The following is a 25,577-nucleotide window of genomic DNA, read 5'->3' as shown; positions in this document are numbered from 1 at the left end:
CCAATTAGGTCGCTTTTAGTTAGCAATCAGCCGCGTTGCAGTACCAACCAAGCGTAGCCAGGATGATGTTCAAAGATCCGTAGCAGGCAGTTGAGAAAGCCGGCGGCGCAGCTGGTTTTAACGTGCCGCTACCTTATGGCCCGCCGGCGCTTCATCCTTATCCGCAAACCAATCACCCAATCGGCACCAAGCCAAAGGATTGGTGCTGCATTCACCATCGGCAATCGCCAGCTTTACCTCGCCAACGTCCACGCGGTTCAGGTAGCCAATCGCATCTTCCATGCGCTCCGCCGTGCCAAAGCCGCCTTCCAGCATTTCCGCCATGGCCTCATCACGACTCCAGCCGTCATACACAATGCGGTACATGGCAGTGATCAGTCCGGTCCGGTTTTGGCCGTGCTTGCAGTGCACCAACACACTCCCATGTTGCTCGCCTTCACGGATAGCGCGTAATACTTCAATCACTTGGGTATCCGTAACACGGTCACCACGCAGGGGAATATGAATAGCGCGTATTTCACTATCACCCAGCCAGTCTGAATCACTTTGTTGGTAAAAGTTGATCACCGTATTGATGCCGCGCTCGTGCAACTCAGCTAGATCATCTGCTTGCGGCAGTGCGCTGCGATACAGCGTGGGGCTGAGTTCATAAAAACGAAAAGCTTCATCCACCGAGATGGCCCAAGCCTCAGGTCGCGGCTCCTGCGCTGCCAAGGTAGATGGTGGGATATCCACGTCATCACTGCGCAGCACATCCGGGCGCCACAGCGCGACTATCGCCAGGATCCCCAGCGGCAGCGCAAGCCATCTCGCATGGCGCACAATGCGCTTAACTCGGTTCATGTTGCATTTCTCCGTATTCTTTTATTGGATGAGAAGCGCTCACTGAATCACGATACAGCACCAGACGATAACAGATCAGACTGATGCACCAATCAAATAATAGTGTCCACAAATTATGCGACATAAAGTGCGCGCCCTGCATGGTGCGGCCCAGGGAGAACACTGCCCCCAAAGCGAGCGCTCCGATCAAAGCAGCGCGGGCCGCACGAGGGCGGCGATCACGCAGCATGAAAAACAACGCCAGCAATGAGAAACCAGCAGAGGCATGCCCACCTGGCCAGCAACGCCCTGGTTTGTCACTGGGCGGCCGCTTGCTGAGCAATGGGGTATGGACCTGATCGCCACCATACTGTTCCAAACTCCAGGGGCATTGCACGTTGGTCAGGCCTTTTAACGGTGTTACCAGACTAGTGCAGAGCGCCAGTGCCAGCACCAGATAACCCAAGGAACGGCGGTACTGACGTAGCCGAGTGGGCAGCAGGCTGACCACAAAGCCAACAATCGCTAACACACCGATCACGATCACCGCCTGCTTGGCGCGATCATGCAAAATGTCTTCCAGGAAAAAGCTGTGGCGCCCAACAAAACCCACACCCGGCTCATAGAAAAGATTAGAGATGGCCATATCCAGCGGGCCGGGATCAACCAGTAATAACAGCGCCATCAGACTCAGCGGCAATGCAAACCACAGCCGAAAATTGAAGGGCCTGGAGGGCGAGTTAAGCGGCTTCATCGTTCACTCACTCGCACCTTAGGTGCTGTCTCGGCGTGCCATGCCAACAATTCGTGGCCAAAGTCGTAACTCGCGCCTTCGTAATAGGCAATGCTGCGGGCAACTAGCGGGTCAGTTTGCTGCGCGTGTGTTTCCACGCTTTCTCCCAACGCATCATCATGGCGGCGCATTAGTTGGCGAGGGCTGAGGATCGCCAGATTCTCACCATCGAAGAGCCCCAGGTGCTGATAATTACCAATCAGTGCACGTCCGGGCGCTGTATCTTCGCGCAGCACGTTGCGACCAAAAAAGGTTGAGGTGTAATCCATATTCAGCAAGCCAAGCAACGTAGGCGCCAGATCAATCTGGCTGGTCAAGGCACTCACCTCGGCCGGCCCAACCAATGCAGGCGCATAAATGAACAGCGGGATATGGTAATTACTGACCGGCAAATCCTCTTTACCGGCACTGCCAGCGGTGTGATCGGCAATAAACACAAACACCGTGTTATCAAACCAGGGCTTCTGCCGCGCCGCGCGCAGAAACTCGCCAATCGCGTAATCGGTGTACTTCACCGCGCCTTCGCGGCCACTGCCAGAGGCAATATCAATGCGCCCTTCAGGATAACTGTAAGGGCGGTGATTGGAGGTAGTCATCAGTTGCAAGAAGAACGGACTGTTCTTGGCAAAATCCGCATCGGCGACTTTCAGCGTCTGCTGATAAAGGTCTTCATCACTCATGCCCCAGGCGTTAGTGAAGGTCACTTCATCGTCCGGCACGCTGGCCTGATCGACAATGCGATAACCATTGCCAGCAAAGAAGGCATTCATGTTGTCGAAGTACCCGCGCCCGCCATACATAAAGACGCTGTCGTAACCTTGCGCGCTGAATTGCTGGCCGAGACTGGCGAAGCCACTTTCACGACCTACGCGTTTGACGATGGAGCGGCCAGGAGTGGGAGGGATAGACAGGGTGATGGCTTCCAGCCCGCGCGTGGTGCGCGTGCCGGTCGCGTACAGATTGCTGAAGTACAGACTCTGCTCGCGCAACGCGTCCAACTCTGGGCTAAGGTCGCGGGTATCCCCTTCGCTGCCCAAGTACTTGGCGCTCAGGCTCTCGATGGTCACCAGTATCACGTTCATGCGCTTAGGTTGGCCGGGGTTGTCGATCTGCCGGCGGATACTTAGGGGGTCGCCGTCAACGAACTGCGCGTTAGGTTCGAGTACTTCTTCACGTAGCTGGCTGGCCACCTGTTGCAACGGCAACACAGGGTAGAACTGCTCGTAGTCCAACTCGTTATTACGGAAGGCCGCAAAAAATTGATAAGGCCCATTGGCAGACAGCTCATGTTGATAGGCATTACCACCGCTGCTACGCGGGAAGCCCTGACCGATAGTGCCAACGCTCAAACCGAGCAACAGCGCCCAGCTGCTAAGCACCAGGCCACGCTGCCGCCAGGACAGCAGGGGCGCCGCAGCAACAGTGCGCAAAGCGCCGCGCAATGCCAATGTCATGCCTATGGCAATCAACGCCAGCACACCCAGCAGCGGGTAGACTGGGTAAGATTCGAGAATGTTGTTCAACACTTCGTCCGAATAAACCAGATAATCCACGGCGATGAAGTTGAAGCGCACGCTGAATTCATCCCAAAACAACCATTCGGACACCGCAGTGAACAGCATGATGAAAATGCTCAACGTCAGCACTAGTTGCAGCAAGTGTGGGTGCCAACGGCTCTGCCAAACACGTGTCGGGCACAGCAGTAGATAGAGCGCCAGCGGCGCCAGGGCATACAACAGGAAGGCAAAATCGTAAACCGCACCCTCGGCATACAAGGCTAGAGTGCTGCCCAAGCTGAGCTGCGCTTCATGCAAATGGGTGAAGAGCAGCACGCTGCGAGTGAGGATAAACAGGCTCAGCCAGACCAGGCTGATCAAAGCGAGAAAACGCGTTTGCGCAAATTTAAACGGGTGCATTGTATGATCCGAGTTGATGACAATGGCGCAAGTGTGGCCATACTGCTGTCACTAGTTCGTCAACACGCTGTGAAAAAAACGTTAAACGATTAGCCCATATTGGTGAGGCCGCTGGATGCGTATTCTGGTAATTGAAGACAACCGCGACATTCTGGCTAATGTGCTGGATTACCTGCAGCTCAAGGGCTACACGGTGGATTGCGCACAAGATGGGCTGTCCGGCCTGCACCTTGCAGTCAGCGAGCATTACGATCTAATCGTGCTCGATATCATGCTGCCCGGCATAGATGGTTATCAGCTGTGTCAGCGTTTGCGCGACGATGCCCAGCGCGACACGCCGATCATCATGCTGACCGCACGCGACCAATTGGATGATCGAATCAAGGGCCTGAACAGCGGCGCCGACGATTATTTGGTCAAGCCATTTGCCCTGTCCGAATTGGTCGCGCGCATTGAGGCCATACTGCGTCGCAGCCAAGGAGGCTCTCGGCATCAATTGCAGGTAGCCGACCTCAGTTACGATCTGGACACCTTGCAAGTCAGCCGTCAGGGCAAGCAGCTAAAACTCAACCCGGTTGGGCTCAAACTGCTGGAAGTATTGATGCGCAAAAGCCCTGCGGTGGTGCGCCGCTCCGTGCTGGAGGAAGCGCTTTGGGGCGAAGAATTACCCGACAGCGACAGCCTTCGCAGCCATGTGCATCAGCTGCGTCAAGTGATCGACAAACCCTTCGCGCAAACCTTGTTGCACACCGTTCACGGTCTGGGTTACTGCCTTGCCGAGCGTAATAAAGATGTCTAAACAACCGCTGGTTCGTCGTATCGTGATCGCCTTCACGCTGATGACCCTGGTGGTCAGTGGCGGCTTCTCGCTGGGCATCGTAGCCATAGTGCACTTTATTGAAGAGCACCTGGTTTCCCAGGAAATGAACGAAGAGCTGGACAGCATTCTGCAAAAGGATATCGCCCATGGCCTGGCCCCGAGGCTGGATCTAAAGACCAGGCTGTTTGCTTCACACATGCCCGGTTACGAGATACCAAAGAATTTCATCGGGTTGGATGAAGGCTTCAATGAAGTTGTCACCGACACCGAAGCCTACTACGTTTATATCCGCGACCTGCCACAGCAACGTTATTTATTGGTACAGGAACAGGCCGAATTTGAAGCACGGGAAAATGCGCTGTTCGCGACCGTATTTGCCGGATTTTTGCTCAGCGGGCTGGCCGCCTGGTTGCTCGGCTGGCTGATGGCGCGAACCATCATCGCCCCCTTGGTGCGTTTGGCCCAACAGGTTCGCCACCGCGACCAGCTACTGACCCTTGCGCCCAATCTGGCCCCCGATTATCCGGCTGATGAGGTTGGCCACCTCGCGGCGGCCTTTGATGAAACCCTAGGGCAGCTGCGCAACTCGTTGGAACGAGAACGTTTTTTCACCAGCGATGTGAGCCACGAGTTACGTACGCCTTTGATGGTAATCGCCTCTTCGGCGGAGCTGCTGGAGACTGCAGCACTGGATGAGCGGGGCAGCAGCCAGGTCAATCGCATACAACGCGCCACAGCGGAAATCAGCGAACTGGTAGAAACTTTTCTACTGTTAGCCCGCGCCAATAGCCAATCCAACCCTCTCAGCGGCCACGGCACCCTGGAGCAGGTCGCGCAGGAGCAAACCGAACGCTGGGCGCCACGCTTTGCAGAACAGGGGCTAGCCTTCCAGCTCACCGTGGAAGAGAACAACACGGCGTTACTGCATAGCGGTTTGCTGAGCACGGTGATGTCCAACCTGCTACGTAATGCGCTGCATTACACCGCGAGCGGCGAGGTTCGTTTGCTGCTGACCGCTAGCGGCTTTCGGGTAGAAGATACCGGCCAAGGCGTATCTAGCGAGCAACAGGACAATATTTTCAAACCCTTCGTACGGGGCCCAGAGGCACGTGGCGAAGGCCTCGGGCTGGGATTGTCTTTAGTCAAACGTATTTGCGCGCATCAGCGCTGGCAGGTACGCATGTACTCCCTGCCAACCGCGGGCAGCTGCTTTGAAGTGACGCTGGTTTAAGCCCGATTGCCGTTTCACATATTTTTCACATCCTTTTGACAAGCGCTTGACCCACCGCTGCGTAGTCTGGCCCACATGAACTCTCCGAGGGCCTTGTGATGCCAGACTTAAAAGCGATCAAGTTGGACTTCTCCGACAAGTACGATCAGCAGCACGCTTCCCATTATCTGGAAAAGCATCAGAACGGGCTATCCCGTCGACTGTCCAGCTGGCGTGACATGCAGTTGGCGCGGCGCGCGCTGAAGGACGCTGGCGAACCCAAGCTGGTGCTGGATCTGCCCTGCGGCGCGGGACGCTTCTGGTCGATGCTGGCAGAAACGCCTAACCGCGTGATTCTGGCTGCCGACAACTCCGCCGACATGCTGAAAACAGCACTGAATGGTCAATCTCCTGAGGTCGTTGCGCGGGTCAAAACCTTTCAAACATCGGCTTTTAATATCGATCTGGGCGACAACGCCGTCGACAACATTTTCTGCATGCGCCTGATCCATCACGTTGCCGACCATGAGCACCGCCTGGCTATGCTGCGCGAGCTTTGCCGGGTTACCCGCGACACGCTGGTGATCTCACTCTGGGTGGACGGCAACTACAAAGCCTGGAAGCGCAAACAGCTGGAAGCACGTCGGGCCGCAAGGGGTAATCGCTCGGAAAATCAGAACCGCTTTGTGGTGCGCCGCGAAACCATTGAGAGCGAGTTTCGAGAAGCCGGCTTCAGGGTTCTCAATCATCACGACTTTTTACCCGGCTACGCCATGTGGCGTGTTTACGTGCTGCGCAAGGTGAACGTATGAGCGCCCTATCCTGGCCGCAAGGCGGTCTACTAACCAAAGCCAAGCCGTCTGTTTTCGAGCGCTGGTGGAACATGCACGGCGAATGGGTCGAGGAAAAAAACCAACGCCGCGGGGGTGAAAGCGGCGTGCAGTTGCTCGCGCCACTGCAGCCCGGTAAACCACCGCTCTACAGCAAGCGTCAGATCGGCCATCTTTTTCACTCCCTGCGCCACCCCTTTGGCTTACCAACGGTGCTGCGTGAAGAACAAGCACTGATTGCCTGTGAGCAACTGGGCGTATTGGTGCCCAAGCGGCTATTTTGCGCCGCGCGCAAAATAGCCGGACAATGGCAAGCGCTGCTGATCACCGAAGAGTTGAGCGGCTTCGTCAGTCTGGATGACTGGTATTCCGAGCACGCCCATAAGCTGGAAGACGCTGCCCGCCAGACGGTGCTACATCGTATGGCGTTGGTACTTCGTAGATTACACAGTGGCAAGCTGCAGCACGGCTCGCTGTACAGCAAACACGTGTACATTAGCCTGAACACCCAGCAACCGGCGGTGGCCCTACTGGACTTGGAAAAAAGCCGCCGTCGGTTGTTCCGCCATAAAGCTATGCAACATGACCTGGCCCAGTTCTACCGCCGCCGCGGCGCCATGCCGCAAGCCGATTGGGCCTGGTTACTGAAGTACTACCACAACCCGCAACTGCAACCTGAGGTAAACATCGATGCCAGCTGACCCAACACCCGGTGATGACGCCTTGGCGCTGAAAAGCCGTGGCGGCATCAGCCGGGTATTCAAGGCCACAGGATATTCAATGGCAGGCTTGCGCGCGGCGATCATCGGTGAGGCCGCTTTCCGTCAGTTGCTGGTACTCAGTGCTGTGCTGATTCCGCTGGCTTGCCTGCTGAATGTCAGCGCACTGGAACGCGCAGTCTTGCTGCTAGTGGTTTTCGTCGCGTTGATAGTGGAGTTGCTTAACTCGGCCATAGAAGCCGTGGTTGATCGCATTTCGCTCGAGCTGCACCCGCTATCCAAGCAAGCCAAGGACATGGGTAGCGCTGCTCAGTTGGTCTCACTACTGATGATACTGACCGTTTGGCTAGTGATATTGATCTAGCCCCTGGGCCTGCTTGGCCCATACCTTAATTGGAAGCTCTTTTATTCATGCGTGCTCCCCGTAGTACGGCTGATCTGAATCAGCCGACAGTAGGCCTGCGTAGCCAGCTGCTGTTTGTCCTATCGTCGCTATTTGCCCTTACTCTTCTGCTCACGCTCTTGCGTGCGGCGCTGTTAGCGTACAACTGGGAGTTGGCGGCCGACGCCTCATGGCGCGACCTCTGCGAAGCTTTTTACAACGGCTTACGATTTGACATGCGCATCGTCATCATCGCCGGGGCACCACTGATTCTGTCGTTTTTCAGCGTCCGGCTAATGCAGTTACGTGGCCTGCAGTGTTTCTGGCTGACCCTAGCCGCAATCCTGTTCAGCCTGCTTGGCGTGGTCGAGCTGAATTTCTATCGTGAATTTCACCAGCGCCTGAATGCGCTGGTTTTCCAGTATCTGCAAGAAGACCCGGCCACCGTGCTACGCATGCTTTGGTACGGTTTTCCGGTAGTGCGCTTATTGCTAGCACTGGCGGCGCTATCGCTATTGATGTTCAGCCTGTTCCGCTGGCTGGATCGCCTCACACGCTTATCCGCAGTGGCTAACAGCGCTCGTCTAACTCAACGTGGCGCGTTGACTGCCCGGTTAGCTGTACTTGTATTGTTGCTGCTCGGCTCTACCGTACTGGCGCGTGGCACCTTGCGCCAAGGGCCACCGCTACGCTGGGGTGACGCCTTTACCACCAACTCGATGTTTGCCAACCAGTTGGGGCTAACTCCAACATTGACACTTTATTCCGCCGCCAAGGCGCAGTATTCCGACCACCGCAACAATGCCTGGCTCGACCTAATGCCAGCAGAACAGGCCACCGAGACTACTCGGCAGATGATACTGGGTGCACATGATCAATTAGTGGAACCTGATCTAGCCCCGGTACGCCGCGACTATCAACCGCCTGAGGACGGCACCTTGCCGATCCGTAACGTGGTGGTGATCCTGATGGAAAGCTTTGCCGGTTATTACACTGGCGCACTCGGCTCGCCGCTGCAAATTACACCCGAGTTCGACAAGCTAAGCGAGCAAGGGCTGCTGTTTACCCGTTACTTCTCCAACGGCACCCATACCCATCAGGGCATGTTCGCCACCATGGCTTGCTTCCCTAACCTGCCGGCCTTCGAGTACCTGATGCAGGAGCCAGAGGGGAGCCACCAGTTCTCCGGCCTACCGCAGTTACTCAGCGCGCGCGGCTTTAATGACCTGTATGTGTACAACGGTGATTTTGCCTGGGATAACCAGCGTGGTTTCTTTGGCAATCAGGGCATGACGCGCTTTATCGGCCGCAACGACTATGTGAACCCGGTGGTGTCAGATCCGACCTGGGGCGTGTCCGATCAGGATATGTTTGATCGTGCCGTCACCGAGCTGCACCAGCTCGATCCAGAGCGCCCCTTTTATGCATTACTGCAGACCTTGTCGAACCACACTCCCTACGCGCTACCTAACCCGCTGCCGGTCGACGAAGTAACTGGTCAGGGCAGCTATACCGACGAGCACCTGAGCGCGATGCGCTATTCCGATTGGGCATTGGGCCGTTTCTTTGAACAAATCAAAGATGAGCCCTATTACGACCAGACGTTATTTGTGATCGTCGGCGACCACGGTTTTGGTACGCCACAACAGCTGACTGAGCTAGACCTGCTGCGTTTCCACGTACCGCTGCTGCTGATCGCCCCCGGCATGAACCAACGCTTTGGCGAGCAGAACGATATCGTTGGCACCCAAGTAGACATCGTGCCCACTATCATGGGCCGCCTGGGCGGCAAGGTACGGCACCAGTGCTGGGGACGTGATCTACTCAGTCTGCTAGCGGACGATCGAGGCGTTGGCATCATCAAGCCGTCGGGCGGCGGTCAGACCGTGGGCATCATTCGGGGCGATGAGGTGGTGATCCAGCCGCGCGACGAAGAGCCCAAGGCATACCGCTATCAGCTAGGCGCCGAACCCAAAGCCACCCTACTGCCTAACGCTCCGCAGCTCCAAGACTGGCAACAGCAACTAGAAGCCTACGTGCAGACAGCAACCCAGGCGTTGCTGGATGATCGGGTTGGCGTGACCGTGTCGAAGAGCCAGATTTCCTCTGACGCAAAGCCGCCCCGACCCTGATTCCAGCCAAATACCCGGCCTGAACAGCAGTAAAGGCTCAGGCCGGGACACATAGGGTTAAGGCGGCGAACTGCGCTGCCGTGCTTTGGCATGCACCGCTTTACGCCGCAATCGCCGCCAGCCCATCACCGTTCCGGTCAGACTGATCAGTAGACCGCCGATACTGAAGCCAATCATCAGCACGTCCCATAACGGACGATTCTGCAGCAACGGCAACCAATCCCAACTGTGCAGCAGCGCAAACAGAACCCGCGACAGCCGTCGACCACTCGCGTCCTGACTCAGAATCTCACCACTGCGCGGATCGATGTGCAGCCAGGTCTGCGCTTCATCGTCAAAGCGCACGCGCAGCACCGGCAGCGGTTTATCCAAATGCCCGAGCATGCTGTGCGCAGTGCGCGCGTAATAGTAAAAGTCGTAAGCGTTAAGCCACTCTTGGTGTGCCTCACCTGCTGGCCTGATGGACCCAACAGCACGCTCCAGCAGCTCTGCAGGTAGCCGCTCCATAACCGGGCCTGCGCCTAACACCACCTTGCTCGCACCACTGGCGTTTTGCGCAACGACCACCGGCTCACTCGCCACGCGCCGCCACGTCAGCTCCACTGGTACAAAGTCGTCGACCTGAAATTGCTGCAGCAGCTGCGTTGGTGATTGTGTAAACGCCTGCGGAATGAGTTCGCCGCCAGCATAGGCAGCGACATTCAACGGCGCAGTGCGACTGAATACCGACCAGGGATTCATCGACATCAAACCGCTGAAAATCCAGCAGACCAGCAGGCCCCCCGCGCCCAGACCCACCACATGATGCCAGCGTGCCAAGCCCTGATAGGGTGAGTGCGAGCCGTTGCGATAACACCGCTTGCCACGCCAACGAATGATGCCTAGCCACATTCCCAACAGCGCCATGACGGTCGCGGCTAACGACAGATACACCACCGTATTATGCCAAGCGCCTTGCAGCCAATTGCCCCGTAGCGGATAGAGCCAATGAATCCAGGCGCCCACCCAATTCCACACTCGCTCATTGTGGCTTGCATCCCGCACCACAGCGCCGGTGCGGCTGGAGATATACAGCAGACGCTGCTCAACATCCTGCAGCTGCACGCGATACAGCGGCCGATCCGCATCCAGTGCGCGTGAATGAGTCCAAACGTCTTCATCCACCAGCCCATCTGCTCGCAACACCACATCCGGAGCAAACTGTCGCGCCGCTTGCATGGCCTGAACTGCGCTGATCGAGTTCACCCGCTCGCCAGTACGCGCGTTGATAACCACATCGATTGCGCCGCGATAGCCCAGTACGAAGTAGTCCTCACCGCGCAAACTGGTCAACCGCATGCTATCGGGCGGCTGCTCGTGGCCAGCGCTGCTCTGCGCTTCAGCCAGGCTGATACAGCAGCCGGTGGTCTCTAGCGGCGGCAAATGCGCCAGATGCTCACGCGGGGTCAGCTTGGGATAGCCGACGTACATCATCACCACACCGGAGATAAACCACATGGCCATGAACAAGCACAGCACTATCCCCAACCAACGATGCCATAAGAATAAATAGCGTTTCATCACCCTCTCCCAGCCAGCAGATGCAGCGCACCTGCTGGCTTCCTTTGATTATCAGAAGCGGGTTTGCAAAGCGACTTCGAAGGTTCGCGGCGCACCGAGGTACAGCATGGTCGAACCGGCATTACGAGCATAAACCTCGTCGGTCAGATTGCGTCCGCGCAGGCTCAGCTGCGTATTTTCCGCCAGTTCATAGCCGACAAAGGCACCAAAGAGCGTGTAGGACGGTACCGACAGGGTATTGGCTGCATCGGCGTAAACGGAGGCGACGTAGCGGGTATCCACACCCAACTGCCAGCGCGGTGCGACGTCGTAGGTCAACCAGAGGTTGCCGACCTTGTCTGGCACGTTGCTCGGGCTGTTGCCAGAACGCGACACACTGGCGCCGCCGACGCTGTCATTGAACTCGTCGTACTCGGCGTCTACCCAAGCGAAGTTTCCTTCGGCCAACAGCTTTGGCGTTACCCAAAGCGAGCCGGCTACTTCGATCCCGGTGGATGATTGCTGGCCCACCGGCAGGGTTTCACCGGGGTTGTTCGGGTCATTGGTGACCAGATCCTTGCGGGTGATCTGGTAGAGCGCCACGGTGGCCGAGCCACGCCCATCAAGAAAGTCGAACTTGCTGCCTACTTCCCATTGCTCGCCCGTGGTCAGATCAAAATCTTGCACCTGACCGAAACTGGCCGTGGTCAGTACACCCGCTGGCGGATCGGCTGCGGTGCTGTACTGCACATAAACATTGGCTGCTGGCGTTAGATCGTAGACCAGCCCGATACGTCCAGTAGTTGGCTCGTAAGTCTGGCCAAATTTGGCGGGGTTACTGGCCGAAGACGTTTGATGATTGGTCACCTGCAGGTCGATCCAGTCATGCCGCAGGCCGGTGAGCAGCGCCAGACGGTCGGTCAATTCGGTACGGTTCTCCAGATAAAGCGCCCAGGTGTTCAGCTCGTTGCTGCGCTGCGGCTCATGGCCTGGCGTCATGCCGGAAATGTCGTAGAAATGACCGGGGTCGAAGTTGTCCGGATCCACAACGTCATAGACTGCCGAGATCGAGCGCGGGTAACGCGTCTGCACGTTGTGGCTGTAATCCAAGCCCAGCGACCAATCGCTCTTGCGGTCGAACAAGCGGCTATTGTGTAGCAGCTCTACGCGGTCGCCGTTGACCTCCTGATCATGACGCTGCTGATAGGCTCCCGAGCGGCTGATCTGGCTGTTGTCCGCCGTATAGGTGTAGCGCTCCAGATTGCGGTAATTGCGCTCGGTATTGTAGTGATAGAAGGTGTTACGCAGCCGTGTCTGGTCGCTGACCCAGTATTCGGTGATCGAGCGCAGCCAGCGCACCCGCTGCTCGTAGCGGCCATCTTCTACGTTGTAGTTTTCAAAGCGGCGGCTCTCGTCGATCTTCATTTCGCCGCCAATCGGTTGCAGTACCGGGGTGCCCCAATAGGGGCTATCGACCTGCTCATTCTGGTATTCCAGCGCCAGGGTATGCGATAGCTGCTCGCTGAAGTCGGTGCGCAGCGAAAGGGCCGAGGTAAAGGCGCTGCGCTCTTCACGGTCGACATAGCCTTTACTCTGTGTCTGACTGATATCCAGCCGCAAGGTGTTACGCACCGGGCCTTCGTTTAGTTGCTGGTTCAAACCCAGCGCCAGCTCACTGCTGTCGTAACTGCCGTATTTTATCCGTCCCTCAACAAAAGACTGATTAGGGTCGGCCAGTTTACTGATGTAATTGACCGAGCCGCCAACCCCACCCGAGCCATTGAGAAAGCTCGATGCGCCGCCGATCGCCTCGACGCGGTCGTAGATCCAGCTATCCACCGGGCGCGCGGCAATAGCGTCGTATTGCAGCGCGATACCGTTGAACATTTGCGTCACCTGCGAGCTGGTGAAGCCGCGCCAAGAGATAAATCCGGCGGAGCCCGGCGGCGCTGCCGCAGTTACACCGGGAATACTGGCGAGAATGTCCTGGGTATTTTCCGCGCCACGGGCGCTGATCTGCTCGCGACTGACCACGGAAACAGAAGCAGGTGTTTCACGCGGGGTAATGTCTAACCTTGACCCGGTTTCCGCCGGAACATCGAGTTGCAGTCCGACGGCGCTTTGCTGGGTGCCAATGACTTTAAGAGTCGGCAGCTCCAGTGCATCCTGAGCCAAGGTATAAGAGGCAGGCGCGCAGAGCAGCAACGCGCCGGTAGAGCGAAGAAAAAACTGTTTCATGAGGTAATTCCTGACTAATCCAATGGCTCGATCACCTCGCTGTGCAGCGTGCGCAGGTAGATCGAGAGCATTAATACCGCCACGCGGCGGTGGGAAAGTCAGAACAGTGGCGAAGCTCTGGGGTTGGCCGGCGGCCAGGCATAACGCGGATACAAACGCGGCACCTGCTGCCGTTGGGGCTGGGGCCGGTCACGCCGCAACGTCAGCAGCCAAGCAAGCGCAAATAGCAGGGCGATGGAAACAGTAACGCTGCCACACACCGGACACTTGAAAGCCATCATGCTGGTCTTAGTGGAGCTACCGTCATCGGCGCTCAGGTCTACGCTGCTGCCGTAGCCGAGCGAGCAGAACACAATGCCCACCCCACTCAATTGCATACCCGACATCTGTCCATGCAGCAGACCGCAGGTCGGCACATTGAACAGGATGCTGAAATACAGCAGCCAGGCAAAAAGTGAGCGTTGTGAGCGGGATAGTTTCATGCGGGCAAGTTTAGCAGCGCATTCTAAAGCGCGGAATATTGATCACGGGTACACAGTGTCGCAGTCAGCTTTAGCTGTCCTGCAGATGCTGATCGATCAGGGGGGCCACCCGGTCAGCCGCCTCAACCACTACCCAATGCCCCACGTCATTAAAACGCTCTAGTTTGCTCGCACCGAACCGCTCGGCGTAACGCGCAGCAATAAAGGGATCACGTTGCCCCCACAGAACCAAAGTCGGGTGTTGGGCCGTCACGGCTAGCATGCGGGTTTCCCAGCCGGCGAAATTGGCTGGATCGGTGGCACGGTAGAGGCGCAATACCTGCTTGCGCACATCGGGGGTAAAACGTCGGTAGGCTTCATTGATCTGTTCTTGGCTCAGCCCTGGCCCGCCCTTGCGTAACGATGCGGCAAACAGTGTCTTGCCCAGTCCGGGGATACCCATCACCGCCATGGCCAATTCGCCCAGCTGTAGCTTGCGCCAGACTCGTCCCCAAAAGTGCCAACGATAATCCTGCTGAAATACGGTATTAGTGATAACCAGTCGGCGTACACGTTCGGGGTAGGTGGTGGCGAAAGCAAGCCCATAAACCCCGCCAAAATCGTGCATGATCAAGTCTACCGGGCGAGCCACATCCAAGGCATCCAACAGGTGGGCGACCCATTCTGCCATGCCTTTCAAGGTAACTTCACTGTGGTCTGCGCGAGTCTTGCTGGCACCAAACCCTGGCAGGTCTGGCACTATTAAACGGTAGTTTCCGCGTAGTTTTGCAATCAGCGGGAGCCACATAACGTGGCTATCAGGATTGCCATGCAGCATCAGCACCGGTTGTCCGGCGCCGCGCACATAGACTTCGTTGGACACGCCGTTTGCCTGAACCTTCATTGTTATCCATAACCGGGGCCAGCCCCGTTTCCGTGGGGTAGATTAAGCGTCGGTCCTAAACAGAGCGCGCTACACGCGAAACAATCTGATCAGAAGCGGCTGAAGATATCACTAACAACGGCCACGGGCGCATCAAACAGGCCGGTCATTGGCAGCGCCGATTGGGATGACGCATAGAGTGAAGCGGCACCAAACACCAGGGCCAGCGTCATTGGGATGAACCACGAAGAACCAGACTTAATCATGCTTTTTGTCTCCTTCATTCAGCTTGCGCAGAACGAGAAATATTATTTTTGTTTAGCGACAACAGTTTGTTGCATAAAGCGCAGATCGTCCAGTATTTAAGCGCCAGATAACTGACCCTGTGAGCCATGGAGCGCCGCATAAATGACGCAACGCTAGAGACTCCGGCAACCTAAAGCCTATTGCCGCTGGTCGGTTGTCTCACAAATGACACACTCTATTCAGCCTGCGCTGCCTACTCACCGCTCAATTAAGCGCCCGCGCCAGCCTAAACAGACAGCGCGGTAACAAAACAACGGCATGACACCCTAGCTCTGACGCAGCAGACGCATGCCGTTGAACACCACCAGCAAGCTCACCCCCATATCGGCAAAGACCGCCATCCACATGGTCGCGCCCCCCAGCAGGGTAATCAGCAAAAACACGGCCTTGATGCCTAACGCCAGTATTATGTTTTGTCGTAACACGCTCATGGTCTGCCGCGACAGGCGGATAAACTGCGGAATCTTGCGCAGGTCATCGTCCATCAGCGCCACGTCAGCCGTTTCAATAGCGCTGTCGGTACCCGCTGCGCCCATGGCAAAGCCGATATTTGCTTTGGCCAGTGCCGGAGCATCGTTAATACCATCGCCAACCATGGCAACTTTTAGGCCACCGCCCTGCTGCTCGGCGATCACACCGAGCTTGTCTTCGGGCAACAGATCGCCACGGGCCTCATCAATGCCTACCTGCGCCGCTATCGCCGCAACCGTATGGGCATTGTCGCCACTGAGCATCAGGGTTTTGATCCCCATGGCATGCAATTCGGCAATCGCCTCGCGGCTACTCGGCTTAACCTTATCGGCTACCGCAAAGAGCGCCAGCGGCGCTTCTGGCGAGCATAGCACCACCACACTCTTGCCTTGTTGCTCAAGCGTCTGCAGCTGCGCTTCCAGCGCCGGCGAACACAGCCCCAGCGCTTCCACCAGGCGATGATTGCCCAGATGGTAGGTGCAACCCTCCAGCCGCCCTCGCACGCCCTGTCCCAGTAGCGCACTGAAGTCGGTGACCGGCAGCAAGCTCACTGCAGCCATCGCTGCCTGACGCGCGATGGCCTGGGATACCGGATGATCGGAGCGCGCCGCAAGGCTGGCTGCCAACTGCTCTACCGACAGCTCAGCTGCTGCTTCAAGCCGCACAAAGTCAGTCTGCTCTGGGCGACCTTGGGTCAGGGTTCCAGTCTTGTCTAACGCCAGTAAACCTATCTGGCACCCCTGTTCCAGGTACACGCCGCCCTTAATCAGGATGCCCTTGCGCGCCGCAGCTGCCAGCCCACTGACGATGGTCACGGGCGTGGAAATCACCAATGCACAGGGGCACGCGACCACCAGCAATACCAGCGCGCGGTAGATCCAGTCATACCAGAGCACATCGAAAAACAAGGGCGGCAGCACAGCCACCGCTAGCGCCAGCACCATCACCGCCGGGGTATAGATAGCCGCGAAGCGGTCAACAAAACGTTGGGTTGGCGCGCGCTCGCCTTGTGCTTCTTCCACTGCGTGAATGATACGCGCCAGTGTCGATTGACCCGCCGCTGCGGTGACCCGGTACTCCAGCTCGCCGGTTTGGTTGATGGTGCCGGCAAACACCGCATCGCCTGGTGTCTTTTCCACTGGCAAACTTTCGCCGGTAATCGGCGCTTGATCAATCGTCGACTGACCGCTGCTGACCTGACCATCCATGGCTATGCGCTCGCCCGGTGCCACGCGCACCAGCTCACCCACGGCAATGCCCGCGACATCCAGCAGCAGCCAGCCACCGTCTGGCTGCTGCACCCTCGCCTGCTCTGGCGTTAGCGCCAGCAAACCACTGATGGCATTACGTGCGCGATCGAGTGATTTTGCTTCAATCAACTCAGCGACGGCGAACAGCACCATCACCATCGCAGCTTCTGGCCATTGACCAATCAGCACCGCGCCAGTCACCGCAATACTCATTAGCGCGTTGATATTCAGGTTGCGGTTGCGCAGTGCGATCCAGCCTTTGCGGTACGTACTCAGGCCCGTGAGAGCGATAGCAGCCAATGCCAGTAGCGCGATCAACCATTGCGGCGCCAACCCGGAAAAATGCAAGACTTCTGCCGTCATCGCGGCAAACCCGCCCAGCGCCAATGGCCACCAAGGTTTAGCCGCAGCCGGCTCAGGCGGTGGGCTATCTGCATCCACCAATACCGGGGTGAAGCCAAGTTCGCGCAGCGCCTTGAAGATGTCATCACGCCGGCTTTCGTCGTGCGCGACGGTCAATACTCGTTGCAGCAAATTAAAGTGCAGTTCACTGATGCCTTCGTTTCCTTCGAGCTTGCCCCGAATCAGCCCCTCTTCGGTTGGGCAGTCCATCTGCTCGATACGAATACGGCTAAGCTGCTGGCCGGCCGCCGCGCCAATCGCTGCCGCCGGCGCTGAGCTCGCAGAACTACAGCAACTCTGCTCAACCGAATGGGAATGATCTTGGCCTGTCATACTGGACTCTCCGGGTAACTGTGAGGCACAGTAAAAACCCTGTAGCCACTACAGAGTCAAGCAGGAGGATCACAACATGAAAATTGGCAAGCTGGCCGAACTAACCGGCACCGCGGTGGAAACCGTGCGCTACTACGAACGTGAGGGTTTGTTGCCCGAGCCTTCTCGCAGCGAGGGCAACTATCGCCAATATCAAGACCGGCACCTTGAGCAGCTAGTGTTCATCCGCAATTGCCGGGCGCTGGATATGACGCTAAATGAAATCCGTGAGCTGCTCAACTTACGTGAGCAGCCTGAGGCCAGTTGCGGTGATGTTAACGGCCTGATTGATGAGCATATCCAGCACGTCAGCAGCCGACTGCAGAACCTTAGTCAGCTCCGTGACCAACTGGTAGAACTACGCCATCGCTGCCGCAGCGCCAGCGATGTGGATCACTGCGGCATCATCCAGCAGCTGGAAACCAGTGGCGCGGTGCAAGCCAGCGAAGATGACTCGCACGTGGGCCGCAGCCACGGCCACTAAGTTCAAACGGCCTGGCGCACCTCTTTCTCAAGCTCCGCCTTGAGCGCCGGATCGAGCTTCAACTGGCTGGCCAGCTCCTGCAGATAACTGCGCTCCATAAAGCTCTCTTCATCGACAATCAGCACACTGGCCAAATACATCTCGGCGGCCATTTCCGGCGTACTGGCCGCGCTGGCGATTTCGCTCGGATCCAATGGTTTGTTCAACTCACGATCAAACCACTGCTGCATCGCGACATCGTTGGTCAGCTTTGCTATTTCGCCATCAATCAGCTCACGCTCGCGATCATCGACGTGGCCATCCGCTTTGGCGGCTCCAATCACCGCACGCAGAATCGCGTGGCTGTGCTGCTCGGCCTGTGGAGCTGGCAACCGGTCCACGGTTTGCGGCTGGCCTTGTGGCGCAGACTGACTATTCTGCTGCCAAGTGTTAAACGCCTTATAAGCGACCACACCGAGCGCGGCCAACCCACCGTACTTGATCGCCTTGCCGCCAAACTTGCGCGCCTTTTTGTTGCCAAGCAGCATGCCAATGGCACCTGCCGCTAACGCACCACCACCTGCCCCGCTCAACAGGCTGCCCAACTGGCTGTTACCGCCGCCGCTTTGCTGGTTGCTTTGCGATGCGGCGCCATTCTGGCTGCCTTGCAACATTCCGCTACCCGCCTTCAACAACTGATCAAGCAATCCACCTGTGTTCATCCCGCTCTCCCAACTCGTTGGCAATTAACCGTTCGACTCAACGACAGCAATAAGACTCCCAGGGAAGACTGAGCAAGTTGTTGCCGCATTTGTCCAACGGTACACAAGAGAATGAACCACACTAGACTTAACTGAAGCTGACAATTCAATTGGGGGAGTACCCATGGACGAAACCAAGGGCAAGACGTTGCTGGTGTTAGGCGGCAGCGGTCTTGTGGGAATGGACGTCTTGCGTCAAGCACTGGCCAACCCAGCGATTGCTCGGGTGGTCGCGCCAACCAGACGCCCGCTACCTGTCTCGGTAACCCACTACGCGCACCTGCTTAACCCGCAGGTCGATTTCAGTGCATTACCAGAAGAGGCCGACTGGTGGCAGGCCGATGCGGCGCTCTGCGCCTTGGGTACCACGCTCAAGCAGGCGGGTTCAAAAGACGCTTTTCGTAAGGTAGACAGGGAGTACGTGTGTGGGGCGGCGCGACTCTGTTTGCACGCTGGCACCCGCACTTTCGTGCTCAATTCGTCGCTCGGCGCCAGCGCGCGCTCGGGTTCGTTTTATCTGCGAGTAAAAGGCGAAGTAGAGCAGGATCTGGCGGCAATGGATTTTCGTTCGCTGACGCTGGTCAGACCTTCCCTACTGGATGGCGGGCCGCGCCCTGAGAATCGTCCTGGCGAAGTGTTTGGCCTTTTGCTGTCGCGCAGTTTCAAACCGGTTATCCCAAAACGCTTCCGTGCGGTGAAAACCAGCGACGTGGCAGCCGCGATGCTGCAAGCGGCGCTGATGGCGCCAGTAGGCAAACAGGTGATCGAATCCAACGCCATCCTCCGGCGGCATTGAAGCCGGAGGATGTTCGCTTATTTCAGCAACGCTGGATCAAGGGGCGAGCGTGACCACATCACCACGTAACGCAACGCCGGCCATTATGGCGCCGGCATGGCATTCGAACTGAGTGGTGGAGATCATCGGGTTCGCATTGTAGTAGCTCTCGAGGTTAACCACCGCGTCGCCGCCTTCGCTGCGCGCGCGGTCCTGAAAGCTTAGCAACGCCGACAGCAATGCCCAGCGGCAGGCCTCTTCATCGCTTTTGCCGAAGGCATTGGTCTTTTTGTTGCTGATGTAATTGCCGTGGCGCTCGCCGATACGCTTGCCATTGGGCAGACCACCAAAACTGAAGGTAATGCTAGGGTCGAGTTTTTCCTGGAAGTCAGCTGAACTCATGGCTTCTTCAACAGACAGCATCAGCTTGGTGTCGCGCGCCTGCGCATTGCCAGCGCTCAATAGGCCCAGCGTCAATGCCAGCGCTGTTGTGGTGATCATTCCTTTCTTCATGTTTAGTCCCTCTAATCGATCATTGATAAGTGCGCATCGCCCAAGCATGCGCCGGTTTACTTCACGCCGCCCAGCGCCGGAAAATCAGAGACGTATTGATGCCCCCAAAAGCAAAGTTGTTACTCATCACATATTCACACTGCAGCGCGCGGCCTTCATCGCGGATGTAGTCCAAAGCGGCGCAATCCGGGTCCGGCGCGTCCAGGTTGGCGGTCGCGTGAAACCAGCCGGCGCGCATCATTTCGATCGCTACCCAGGCTTCCAGCGCACCGCAGGCGCCCAGGGTGTGGCCGGTAAAACTCTTGAAAGCACTGATTGGCGTATTGCCGCCAAACACCGCATGGGTGGCTTTGCTCTCGGCCACATCGCCGCGATCAGTCGCGGTGCCGTGCGCGCTGACATAACCAATCTGCTCCGGTTGCAGATTAGCGTCGCTCAGCCCCATGCGGATCGCCCGCTCCATCATCTCGGCATCCGGCTGGGTCACGTGCCGTCCATCGCTGTTGGTACCAAAGCCCATGACTTCGGCATAGATAGGCGCACCGCGCTCTAGTGCGTGCTGTAAATCTTCCAAAATCAGCGCCCCAGCACCCTCGCCGACTACCAAACCATCACGCTCGGTATCAAAAGGACGCGGCGAGGTATGCGGTGCATCGTTGCGGGTACTGGTGGCAAACAGGGTATCGAACACCGCCGCCTCCGAGGCCGACAACTCTTCGCAGCCGCCGGCAATCATGGCTTTCTGGCGGCCGAAACGAATCGCTTCATAGGCGTAGCCAATACCCTGACTCCCCGAGGTACAGGCGCTAGAAGTGGTATGAATGCGCCCACGCACACCAAGAAACACACCGATATTGACCGCCGCCGTGTGCGCCATCATGCGAATGTAGGAGTTAGCGTTGAGGCCATCGGTAGACTTGTTGATCAGCATGTTGCCGAAGTCGGCCACGGCGTCTGGCTCGCCGGCGGAGGCGCCGTAAGCGATACCCATGTCACCGCTGCCGACCAGTGGGTCGCCGAGCAGCCCGGCATCCGCCAGTGCTAACTCACTGGCCCGTGTCGCCATGCGCGCACCCCGACCCATGCTGCGCATCGCGCGGCGGGTGTACTGCGCAGGCAGCTCAAAAGGTGCGACCGGACCACCCAAGCGCGTGTTCAGACCCTCGTACTCGGCCCAGTCATCCATGTGGCGTATGCCTGTCTGCATCGTCCGCAGATTAGCTTCGATGCTCGCCCAGTCGTTACCAATCGGCGAAAAACCTGCCATGCCTGTCACTACGACCCGACGCCCGAGGCCATCCGCGCGCACCGCTTTGCCATCCATTAGCACATACCTCCATTGACCGACAGCACCTGCCGAGTGATATAGCCCGCGTCCGCCGAACACAGAAAACTCACTGCGGCAGCGACCTCTTCGACAGTGCCAGTGCGCTGCATAGGAATCGCCTTCATGGCTTCGCTAATGATCTGCTCGTCCAGCATTTCGGTCTCGACCAGACCGGGCGCCACACAGTTGACTGTGATTTTGCGCTTGGCCAATTCCACTGCCAAGGCTTTCACCGCGCCGATCAAGCCGGCCTTACTCGCGCTGTAATTGACCTGCCCACGGTTACCCATTACCCCGGAGACGGACGACATAACCACAATACGCCCGGCCTTGCGGCGGCGAATCATTGGCATCATCAGCGGTTTGAGCACGTTGTAGAAACCGTCGAGATTGGTATGAATCACTCTATCCCAGTCGTCATCGCTGAGCGCGGGGAAGGCACCGTCGGCGGTCACGCCGGCATTGCAGACCACACCGTAGTAAGCGCCATGCTGTTCGACATCCGCTTCCAGCGCCGCCTTTGCGGCGGCACGGTCGGCTACGTCAAAACATAGCACGCGGGCGCTTCGTCCCAGCTCCCGAACCTGCTCGGCGACCCTTTCGGCAGCCTCAATCTGACTGCGACAGTGCAGTACTATGTCAAAGCCGTCACGCGCCAAACGCAGCGCTACCGCCTGGCCGATGCCACGGCTGGAGCCGGTAATTAAAATCGTATCGGTCATGGCATATCTCCCTTATGCAGCGCCGCCAGCGCTTCGGCTGAATCGGGCTGGTAAACATTCAAAGTGCCGCTGGCCAGCAGCTGGCCCTGCTGATCGAGCAACTGGCCGCGGAAAGCGCCGAGGCCATTGTCGGCACGAAAATCGAGGAATACTTCAATACGCACCGGCTCACCCAATGCGAAGTAAGCGACCTTGGCCTCGTAGCGTCGCGAGCCCAACAAAAAGCCCACTGCCGGAGGCTGGCCCGCTTCAACGGCTTGCACACCAGACCAGGCTGCTACTGCTTGCGCCATCCACTCAATACCGACCCAGCCTGGAATACCCTGCGCGTCGGCAAACAAGTCATCAGCGCGCGGACAAATGTCGGCGTACAGGTGGTCGGCGTTAAATTCCAACAGGGTATCGAGCAAGCACATGCTATCGGCGTGCGGCACATAGGGGGCAATCGGGCAGGGTGTGCTCAGTTCAATCATCTGTGCGCTCCAATAGCAGCGTGGCGTTGTTGCCGCCAAAGGCGAAGGAGTTGGTCAGTGCGCGGTGCAAGGTTGCGGCGTCAGCCGTGGCCAGCCGAATCGGAGCTAATTCTGGATCGACTATGCCATCGTTAATCTGTGGCGGCAGGTAGCCTTCACGCAGCGCTAGCCAGCAGAAAGCGGCTTCCAACGCCCCACAAGCTCCCAAGGTATGCCCGGTTAGCGCCTTGGTCGAACTGCAGGGCACGCGATCAGCAAAGAGCGCATGAATGGCCTGCGCCTCCATGCTGTCATTCTGCGTGGTGGCGGTGCCGTGCAAATTGACATAATCCACTTGCTCCGCAGTAATACCCGCCATCGCTAGCGCCGCAGTCATCGCGGCCAGCGCACCGCTGCCATCCGCCAACGGCGCCGAGATATGGTGGGCATCGCTGCTTTCGCCGTAACCGGCTAGCTGGATGCCGCCGGTTTCCGGCGTCAGCAAAAAGAGCGCTGCCGCCTCACCAATATTGATTCCGCAACGGTTGGCCGAGAACGGCAGACAAGGTTGCTCACTGACGGCCCCCAGCGCGGCGAAGCCATTTACCGTCAAGGCGCAGAGGCTATCAGCACCGCCGGCAATCACCGCGTCGCATAGCCCCAGCGCCAGCAACCGACGGCCACTGGCGAGCGCACGCGCGCTGGAACTGCACGCGGTAGACAACGTATACGCCGGGCCATCGAGTCCCAAATGCGCGGCCACAAAGGCCGAGGGCGAACCGATTTCTTGCCGCTGATAGACGAAGCTAGCCGGCCATTCGCTGTCACGCTGAAAATGCGCCACCGCCTGTTCGGTTTCACCGATGCCGGAGGTGCTGGTACCCAGTACCACGCCGACGCGCGCAGCAGGCTGCCGAGCGCGCAGTGCAGCCAGTTCGGGCGCCAGTTGCTCCAGCGCTGCCGCCAGCAGTTGATTGTTACGCGAGCGATGCTCAACCGGCCAGGCTTGCATGTCGGGCAGCTTGGTGTGCACCAGGCCCAACGGCAGTGAACGGCCGGGGGTGAAGCTGTCGGTCGGTGTTAAGCCACGCTCGCCGCTGAACAGACGCTGAGCGATATCCGCTAGATTGTCGCCCAGCGAGCAGACCAGTGCCGGCGTCGACAGACGACAGGGCTGCTGGGTCAAGGCGCTCAAAAATTCGGGCATGGAGAGGTTTTCCGCGCGGCATCGGCCACGGTGATGGTGAGCTGGTAGCCGGCATCAAGATCATCAATTCGGCGGCAATCGCCGACTATTTTAACCTTGGCAATCAGCTGCTTGCGATAATAAATCGCCCGTTCGTCCGGGCTGCCACCCAATCTCCAGCGGCTGCCTGAAAACGCCCGTTGCAGAGCGTCTGCCGGCCAAAGTGACCACGCCAGACGGCTACCCAGCCAGTCAGCATCAAAGGGTGGCTGCCAATCGTCGGCCTGCAGCTGTGCGCCGTTAGCATCACGCTGCCAGGTCAGTAAGCGCTGCCCCTGCGGGCTGAGCAATACCAGCCGCAAGCTATCTGCGTCACGTCGCAGAACGCCGATCATGGCGTGCTCTTGCTCACCATGCACAAAGCGCAATTGCAGGGTTTGCACCGGTGCGACAGGTAACGCCGCCAACGCGGGCGCCGGCGCTGGCTGCATGGCACAGCCGCTCAACCAGATCGTTAATAACAGCAAACAACTGAAGCGGCGCATCAGCATGCGTCGACAATCACATCAAAGCGGCTATCGGTGCTGCTTTGTGCCAGCGCGTCCAGACGCCGGCGGCTGGCCGCAACCAAGGGATTGTCGGTATCCCAAGCGTAACCGGCCAATACCGCGCTGACCATATTGCGGATACGTTCAGGCTGGCGTTCGTTGAAGATAATGCGCGGCAGACGACCGTCATACCAAGCAATCACGAACTCGCGAAAGGTATCGACTCCAGCACGTAACGGCAGCTCAAACTCAGCTTGCCAATCAACCGTTTCACCGGCCAGCTGACGCTTGACCAGCGGTGCTGCCAACCAAGCCGAATGCAGCGCGATGGTCACGCCGGAAGAAAACACCGGATCAAGAAACTCGCCCGCGTTACCCAGCAGCGCAAAGCCCGGACCATGCAACTGACTCACCGCCGCCGAGTAGCCTTCCAGCCGGCCGGTGTCGCGCACCTGCACCGCATTTTTCAGCAACTCAGCGTAGCGTGGCTCTTGCCGCAGCATGGACCAAAGCCGCTCACCATCGTCGAGCCCGGCTTGCTCCAATGTGGCCTTGTCTCCCACCACACCGACCGAGGCGCGACCATCGCTAAAGGGGATCAGCCAGTACCAGACGCTGGGCAGTTGCGGATGAATGCCGATCAGAATCTTGTTGCGGTCGTAATCAGCTGTGTCGATATGATCTTCCACATGCATAAAGAGCGCACAGCGTGACTCCAGCACCGAGTCGCAGGCCAGCCCGGTGAGGCGCGCCAGTACTCGGCCATAACCGCTGGCGTCCAATACAAAGCGTGCTTGTAGTTGTTGCGCTTCACCTTCAGCCGTCATCAGGCTAATCCGTGGCGCCTCGGCATCCGGCACAAAGTCGATCACTTTGCAGCCAAACAGCACTTCGGCACCTAGCGCCTGCGCACCCTCGATCAAGCGCTGATCAAAGTCCGCGCGCGGTACCTGCCAAGTAGTGCCGGGGCCGGCGCTGAATTTTTCGGTGAACAGTACCGCTGCCGTTTCATCGCGCCAACAGAAAGCAGCACCATCTTTATGTTGAAAGCCGCCAGCCTCCGCCGCTGCCAGCAGACCGCACTCCTGCAAATACTGCATGCATTGCGGAAGCAGGCTTTCGCCGATGGAGAAGCGCGGGAAAACACTTTGCTCCAGCACCCGCACACGCAAACCTTCGCGCGCCAGCCAGGCGGCCGCGGCAGCGCCTGCCGGCCCGGCACCGATGATAGCTACATCAACCTGTTCTATGGCTGCGTCGGTTAGGTTCTTATTTTCCATCTGC

25 protein-coding genes are annotated in these 25,577 nt (G+C 58.1%); 8 read left to right on the top strand and 17 right to left on the bottom strand.

Annotated features, from left to right (window positions below):
* Positions 1-117: 117 nt before the first annotated feature.
* From AC1XYH_RS18375 to AC1XYH_RS18365, 3 genes are read right to left on the bottom strand one after another with little or no spacing between them, the layout of a single operon-like run.
* A complete protein-coding gene (locus tag AC1XYH_RS18375) occupies positions 118-843 on the bottom strand; it encodes a dual specificity protein phosphatase family protein (RefSeq protein WP_483324562.1) in 726 nt (241 codons plus the stop codon).
* Positions 830-1,576, bottom strand: coding sequence for a phosphatase PAP2 family protein (locus tag AC1XYH_RS18370; RefSeq protein WP_483324561.1), 747 nt, complete (start codon positions 1,574-1,576; stop codon positions 830-832). Before AC1XYH_RS18370 ends, AC1XYH_RS18375 begins: the two co-directional genes overlap by 14 nt.
* The gene (locus tag AC1XYH_RS18365) at positions 1,573-3,531 is read right to left on the bottom strand and encodes an LTA synthase family protein (RefSeq protein ID WP_483324560.1); all 1,959 of its coding nucleotides are present in this window, start codon (positions 3,529-3,531) and stop codon (positions 1,573-1,575) included. Before AC1XYH_RS18365 ends, AC1XYH_RS18370 begins: the two co-directional genes overlap by 4 nt.
* Before the next feature lie 115 nt (positions 3,532-3,646).
* On the opposite strand from AC1XYH_RS18365, the gene AC1XYH_RS18360 reads away from it, so the two are divergent.
* The 6 genes from AC1XYH_RS18360 to AC1XYH_RS18335 all read left to right on the top strand — a co-directional run bounded on the left by AC1XYH_RS18360 (position 3,647) and on the right by AC1XYH_RS18335 (position 9,624).
* The gene (locus AC1XYH_RS18360; protein ID WP_483324559.1) at positions 3,647-4,330 is read left to right on the top strand and encodes a response regulator transcription factor; all 684 of its coding nucleotides are present in this window, start codon (positions 3,647-3,649) and stop codon (positions 4,328-4,330) included.
* Positions 4,323-5,582: a sensor histidine kinase gene (locus AC1XYH_RS18355; protein WP_483324558.1), complete on the top strand. Its 1,260-nt coding sequence runs from the start codon at positions 4,323-4,325 to the stop codon at positions 5,580-5,582. The genes AC1XYH_RS18360 and AC1XYH_RS18355 overlap by 8 nt, the downstream gene beginning before the upstream one ends.
* A 98-nt stretch (positions 5,583-5,680) precedes the next feature.
* Positions 5,681-6,373 (top strand): class I SAM-dependent methyltransferase, encoded by a 693-nt coding sequence (locus tag AC1XYH_RS18350; protein ID WP_483324557.1) that lies wholly within the window; start codon positions 5,681-5,683, stop codon positions 6,371-6,373.
* Positions 6,370-7,092, top strand: a complete 723-nt coding sequence (locus AC1XYH_RS18345) for a lipopolysaccharide kinase InaA family protein (protein WP_483324556.1) — start codon at positions 6,370-6,372, stop codon at positions 7,090-7,092. The genes AC1XYH_RS18350 and AC1XYH_RS18345 overlap by 4 nt, the downstream gene beginning before the upstream one ends.
* On the top strand, positions 7,082-7,474 hold the full coding sequence (locus tag AC1XYH_RS18340) for a diacylglycerol kinase (RefSeq protein WP_483324555.1): 393 nt from the start codon (positions 7,082-7,084) through the stop codon (positions 7,472-7,474). Before AC1XYH_RS18345 ends, AC1XYH_RS18340 begins: the two co-directional genes overlap by 11 nt.
* A gap of 47 nt (positions 7,475-7,521) precedes the next feature.
* Positions 7,522-9,624 (top strand): LTA synthase family protein, encoded by a 2,103-nt coding sequence (locus AC1XYH_RS18335; RefSeq protein ID WP_483324554.1) that lies wholly within the window; start codon positions 7,522-7,524, stop codon positions 9,622-9,624.
* A 57-nt stretch (positions 9,625-9,681) separates the two neighbouring features.
* Here the strand turns inward: AC1XYH_RS18335 and AC1XYH_RS18330 are convergent, their stop codons facing one another.
* The 6 genes from AC1XYH_RS18330 to AC1XYH_RS18305 form a co-directional block, all read right to left on the bottom strand.
* A complete protein-coding gene (locus AC1XYH_RS18330; protein ID WP_483324553.1) occupies positions 9,682-11,184 on the bottom strand; it encodes a PepSY domain-containing protein in 1,503 nt (500 codons plus the stop codon).
* A gap of 51 nt (positions 11,185-11,235) precedes the next feature.
* A complete protein-coding gene (locus AC1XYH_RS18325) occupies positions 11,236-13,401 on the bottom strand; it encodes a TonB-dependent receptor (protein ID WP_483324552.1) in 2,166 nt (721 codons plus the stop codon).
* Positions 13,402-13,499: 98 nt separating this feature from the next.
* On the bottom strand, positions 13,500-13,883 hold the full coding sequence (locus AC1XYH_RS18320) for a DUF2946 domain-containing protein (protein WP_483324551.1): 384 nt from the start codon (positions 13,881-13,883) through the stop codon (positions 13,500-13,502).
* 70 nt (positions 13,884-13,953) lie between these two features.
* Positions 13,954-14,766 (bottom strand): alpha/beta fold hydrolase, encoded by an 813-nt coding sequence (locus AC1XYH_RS18315; RefSeq protein ID WP_483324550.1) that lies wholly within the window; start codon positions 14,764-14,766, stop codon positions 13,954-13,956.
* 89 nt (positions 14,767-14,855) lie between these two features.
* A complete protein-coding gene (locus AC1XYH_RS18310) occupies positions 14,856-15,011 on the bottom strand; it encodes a hypothetical protein (protein ID WP_483324549.1) in 156 nt (51 codons plus the stop codon).
* Positions 15,012-15,317: 306 nt separating this feature from the next.
* Complete coding sequence (locus tag AC1XYH_RS18305) at positions 15,318-17,507, bottom strand: heavy metal translocating P-type ATPase (RefSeq protein WP_483324548.1); 2,190 nt, start codon at positions 17,505-17,507, stop codon at positions 15,318-15,320.
* Between the two features lie 76 nt (positions 17,508-17,583).
* On the opposite strand from AC1XYH_RS18305, the gene cadR reads away from it, so the two are divergent.
* Entirely contained in the window at positions 17,584-18,030 is a 447-nt protein-coding gene (gene cadR, locus AC1XYH_RS18300) for a Cd(II)/Pb(II)-responsive transcriptional regulator (protein ID WP_483324547.1), read from the top strand.
* Between the two features lie 2 nt (positions 18,031-18,032).
* On the opposite strand, the gene AC1XYH_RS18295 is transcribed toward cadR, so the two are convergent.
* The gene (locus AC1XYH_RS18295; protein WP_483324546.1) at positions 18,033-18,731 is read right to left on the bottom strand and encodes a tellurite resistance TerB family protein; all 699 of its coding nucleotides are present in this window, start codon (positions 18,729-18,731) and stop codon (positions 18,033-18,035) included.
* Positions 18,732-18,894: 163 nt separating this feature from the next.
* Here AC1XYH_RS18295 and AC1XYH_RS18290 point away from each other — a divergent pair, with 163 nt between their 5' ends.
* Complete coding sequence (locus tag AC1XYH_RS18290; protein ID WP_483324545.1) at positions 18,895-19,566, top strand: Rossmann-fold NAD(P)-binding domain-containing protein; 672 nt, start codon at positions 18,895-18,897, stop codon at positions 19,564-19,566.
* Positions 19,567-19,602: 36 nt separating this feature from the next.
* Here AC1XYH_RS18290 and AC1XYH_RS18285 read toward each other — a convergent pair whose 3' ends face one another.
* From AC1XYH_RS18285 to AC1XYH_RS18255, 7 genes are all read right to left on the bottom strand, one after another.
* On the bottom strand, positions 19,603-20,058 hold the full coding sequence (locus tag AC1XYH_RS18285) for an excinuclease ATPase subunit (RefSeq protein ID WP_483324544.1): 456 nt from the start codon (positions 20,056-20,058) through the stop codon (positions 19,603-19,605).
* A gap of 61 nt (positions 20,059-20,119) precedes the next feature.
* Complete coding sequence (locus AC1XYH_RS18280) at positions 20,120-21,382, bottom strand: beta-ketoacyl-ACP synthase (RefSeq protein WP_483324543.1); 1,263 nt, start codon at positions 21,380-21,382, stop codon at positions 20,120-20,122.
* Positions 21,382-22,107, bottom strand: coding sequence for a 3-oxoacyl-ACP reductase FabG (gene fabG / locus AC1XYH_RS18275; RefSeq protein ID WP_483324542.1), 726 nt, complete (start codon positions 22,105-22,107; stop codon positions 21,382-21,384). The genes AC1XYH_RS18280 and fabG overlap by 1 nt, the downstream gene beginning before the upstream one ends.
* Positions 22,104-22,580, bottom strand: a complete 477-nt coding sequence (locus tag AC1XYH_RS18270; RefSeq protein WP_483324541.1) for a hotdog family protein — start codon at positions 22,578-22,580, stop codon at positions 22,104-22,106. The genes fabG and AC1XYH_RS18270 overlap by 4 nt, the downstream gene beginning before the upstream one ends.
* A complete protein-coding gene (locus AC1XYH_RS18265; protein ID WP_483324540.1) occupies positions 22,573-23,766 on the bottom strand; it encodes a beta-ketoacyl-ACP synthase in 1,194 nt (397 codons plus the stop codon). The genes AC1XYH_RS18270 and AC1XYH_RS18265 overlap by 8 nt, the downstream gene beginning before the upstream one ends.
* Positions 23,751-24,296, bottom strand: coding sequence for a DUF3261 domain-containing protein (locus AC1XYH_RS18260; protein WP_483324539.1), 546 nt, complete (start codon positions 24,294-24,296; stop codon positions 23,751-23,753). The genes AC1XYH_RS18265 and AC1XYH_RS18260 overlap by 16 nt, the downstream gene beginning before the upstream one ends.
* Positions 24,290-25,573, bottom strand: a complete 1,284-nt coding sequence (locus AC1XYH_RS18255; RefSeq protein WP_483324538.1) for an NAD(P)/FAD-dependent oxidoreductase — start codon at positions 25,571-25,573, stop codon at positions 24,290-24,292. Before AC1XYH_RS18255 ends, AC1XYH_RS18260 begins: the two co-directional genes overlap by 7 nt.
* Positions 25,574-25,577 lie beyond the last annotated feature (4 nt).

The organism is Pseudomonas sp. GW-45, assembly GCF_056896675.1.
This window is presented reverse-complemented; position numbering and strand designations above follow the sequence as displayed.

Bases quoted from the DNA above. Each gene is read 5' to 3' on its own strand.
- AC1XYH_RS18375 (WP_483324562.1), bottom strand. From the start codon at position 843: ATGAACCGAGTTAAGCGCATTGTGCGCCATGCGAGATGGCTTGCGCTG.
- AC1XYH_RS18370 (WP_483324561.1), bottom strand. From the start codon at position 1,576: ATGAAGCCGCTTAACTCGCCCTCCAGGCCCTTCAATTTTCGGCTGTGG.
- AC1XYH_RS18365 (WP_483324560.1), bottom strand. From the start codon at position 3,531: ATGCACCCGTTTAAATTTGCGCAAACGCGTTTTCTCGCTTTGATCAGC.
- AC1XYH_RS18360 (WP_483324559.1), top strand. From the start codon at position 3,647: ATGCGTATTCTGGTAATTGAAGACAACCGCGACATTCTGGCTAATGTG.
- AC1XYH_RS18355 (WP_483324558.1), top strand. From the start codon at position 4,323: ATGTCTAAACAACCGCTGGTTCGTCGTATCGTGATCGCCTTCACGCTG.
- AC1XYH_RS18350 (WP_483324557.1), top strand. From the start codon at position 5,681: ATGCCAGACTTAAAAGCGATCAAGTTGGACTTCTCCGACAAGTACGAT.
- AC1XYH_RS18345 (WP_483324556.1), top strand. From the start codon at position 6,370: ATGAGCGCCCTATCCTGGCCGCAAGGCGGTCTACTAACCAAAGCCAAG.
- AC1XYH_RS18340 (WP_483324555.1), top strand. From the start codon at position 7,082: ATGCCAGCTGACCCAACACCCGGTGATGACGCCTTGGCGCTGAAAAGC.
- AC1XYH_RS18335 (WP_483324554.1), top strand. From the start codon at position 7,522: ATGCGTGCTCCCCGTAGTACGGCTGATCTGAATCAGCCGACAGTAGGC.
- AC1XYH_RS18330 (WP_483324553.1), bottom strand. From the start codon at position 11,184: ATGAAACGCTATTTATTCTTATGGCATCGTTGGTTGGGGATAGTGCTG.
- AC1XYH_RS18325 (WP_483324552.1), bottom strand. From the start codon at position 13,401: ATGAAACAGTTTTTTCTTCGCTCTACCGGCGCGTTGCTGCTCTGCGCG.
- AC1XYH_RS18320 (WP_483324551.1), bottom strand. From the start codon at position 13,883: ATGAAACTATCCCGCTCACAACGCTCACTTTTTGCCTGGCTGCTGTAT.
- AC1XYH_RS18315 (WP_483324550.1), bottom strand. From the start codon at position 14,766: ATGAAGGTTCAGGCAAACGGCGTGTCCAACGAAGTCTATGTGCGCGGC.
- AC1XYH_RS18310 (WP_483324549.1), bottom strand. From the start codon at position 15,011: ATGATTAAGTCTGGTTCTTCGTGGTTCATCCCAATGACGCTGGCCCTG.
- AC1XYH_RS18305 (WP_483324548.1), bottom strand. From the start codon at position 17,507: ATGACAGGCCAAGATCATTCCCATTCGGTTGAGCAGAGTTGCTGTAGT.
- cadR (WP_483324547.1), top strand. From the start codon at position 17,584: ATGAAAATTGGCAAGCTGGCCGAACTAACCGGCACCGCGGTGGAAACC.
- AC1XYH_RS18295 (WP_483324546.1), bottom strand. From the start codon at position 18,731: ATGAACACAGGTGGATTGCTTGATCAGTTGTTGAAGGCGGGTAGCGGA.
- AC1XYH_RS18290 (WP_483324545.1), top strand. From the start codon at position 18,895: ATGGACGAAACCAAGGGCAAGACGTTGCTGGTGTTAGGCGGCAGCGGT.
- AC1XYH_RS18285 (WP_483324544.1), bottom strand. From the start codon at position 20,058: ATGAAGAAAGGAATGATCACCACAACAGCGCTGGCATTGACGCTGGGC.
- AC1XYH_RS18280 (WP_483324543.1), bottom strand. From the start codon at position 21,382: ATGGATGGCAAAGCGGTGCGCGCGGATGGCCTCGGGCGTCGGGTCGTA.
- fabG (WP_483324542.1), bottom strand. From the start codon at position 22,107: ATGACCGATACGATTTTAATTACCGGCTCCAGCCGTGGCATCGGCCAG.
- AC1XYH_RS18270 (WP_483324541.1), bottom strand. From the start codon at position 22,580: ATGATTGAACTGAGCACACCCTGCCCGATTGCCCCCTATGTGCCGCAC.
- AC1XYH_RS18265 (WP_483324540.1), bottom strand. From the start codon at position 23,766: ATGCCCGAATTTTTGAGCGCCTTGACCCAGCAGCCCTGTCGTCTGTCG.
- AC1XYH_RS18260 (WP_483324539.1), bottom strand. From the start codon at position 24,296: ATGCTGATGCGCCGCTTCAGTTGTTTGCTGTTATTAACGATCTGGTTG.
- AC1XYH_RS18255 (WP_483324538.1), bottom strand. From the start codon at position 25,573: ATGGAAAATAAGAACCTAACCGACGCAGCCATAGAACAGGTTGATGTA.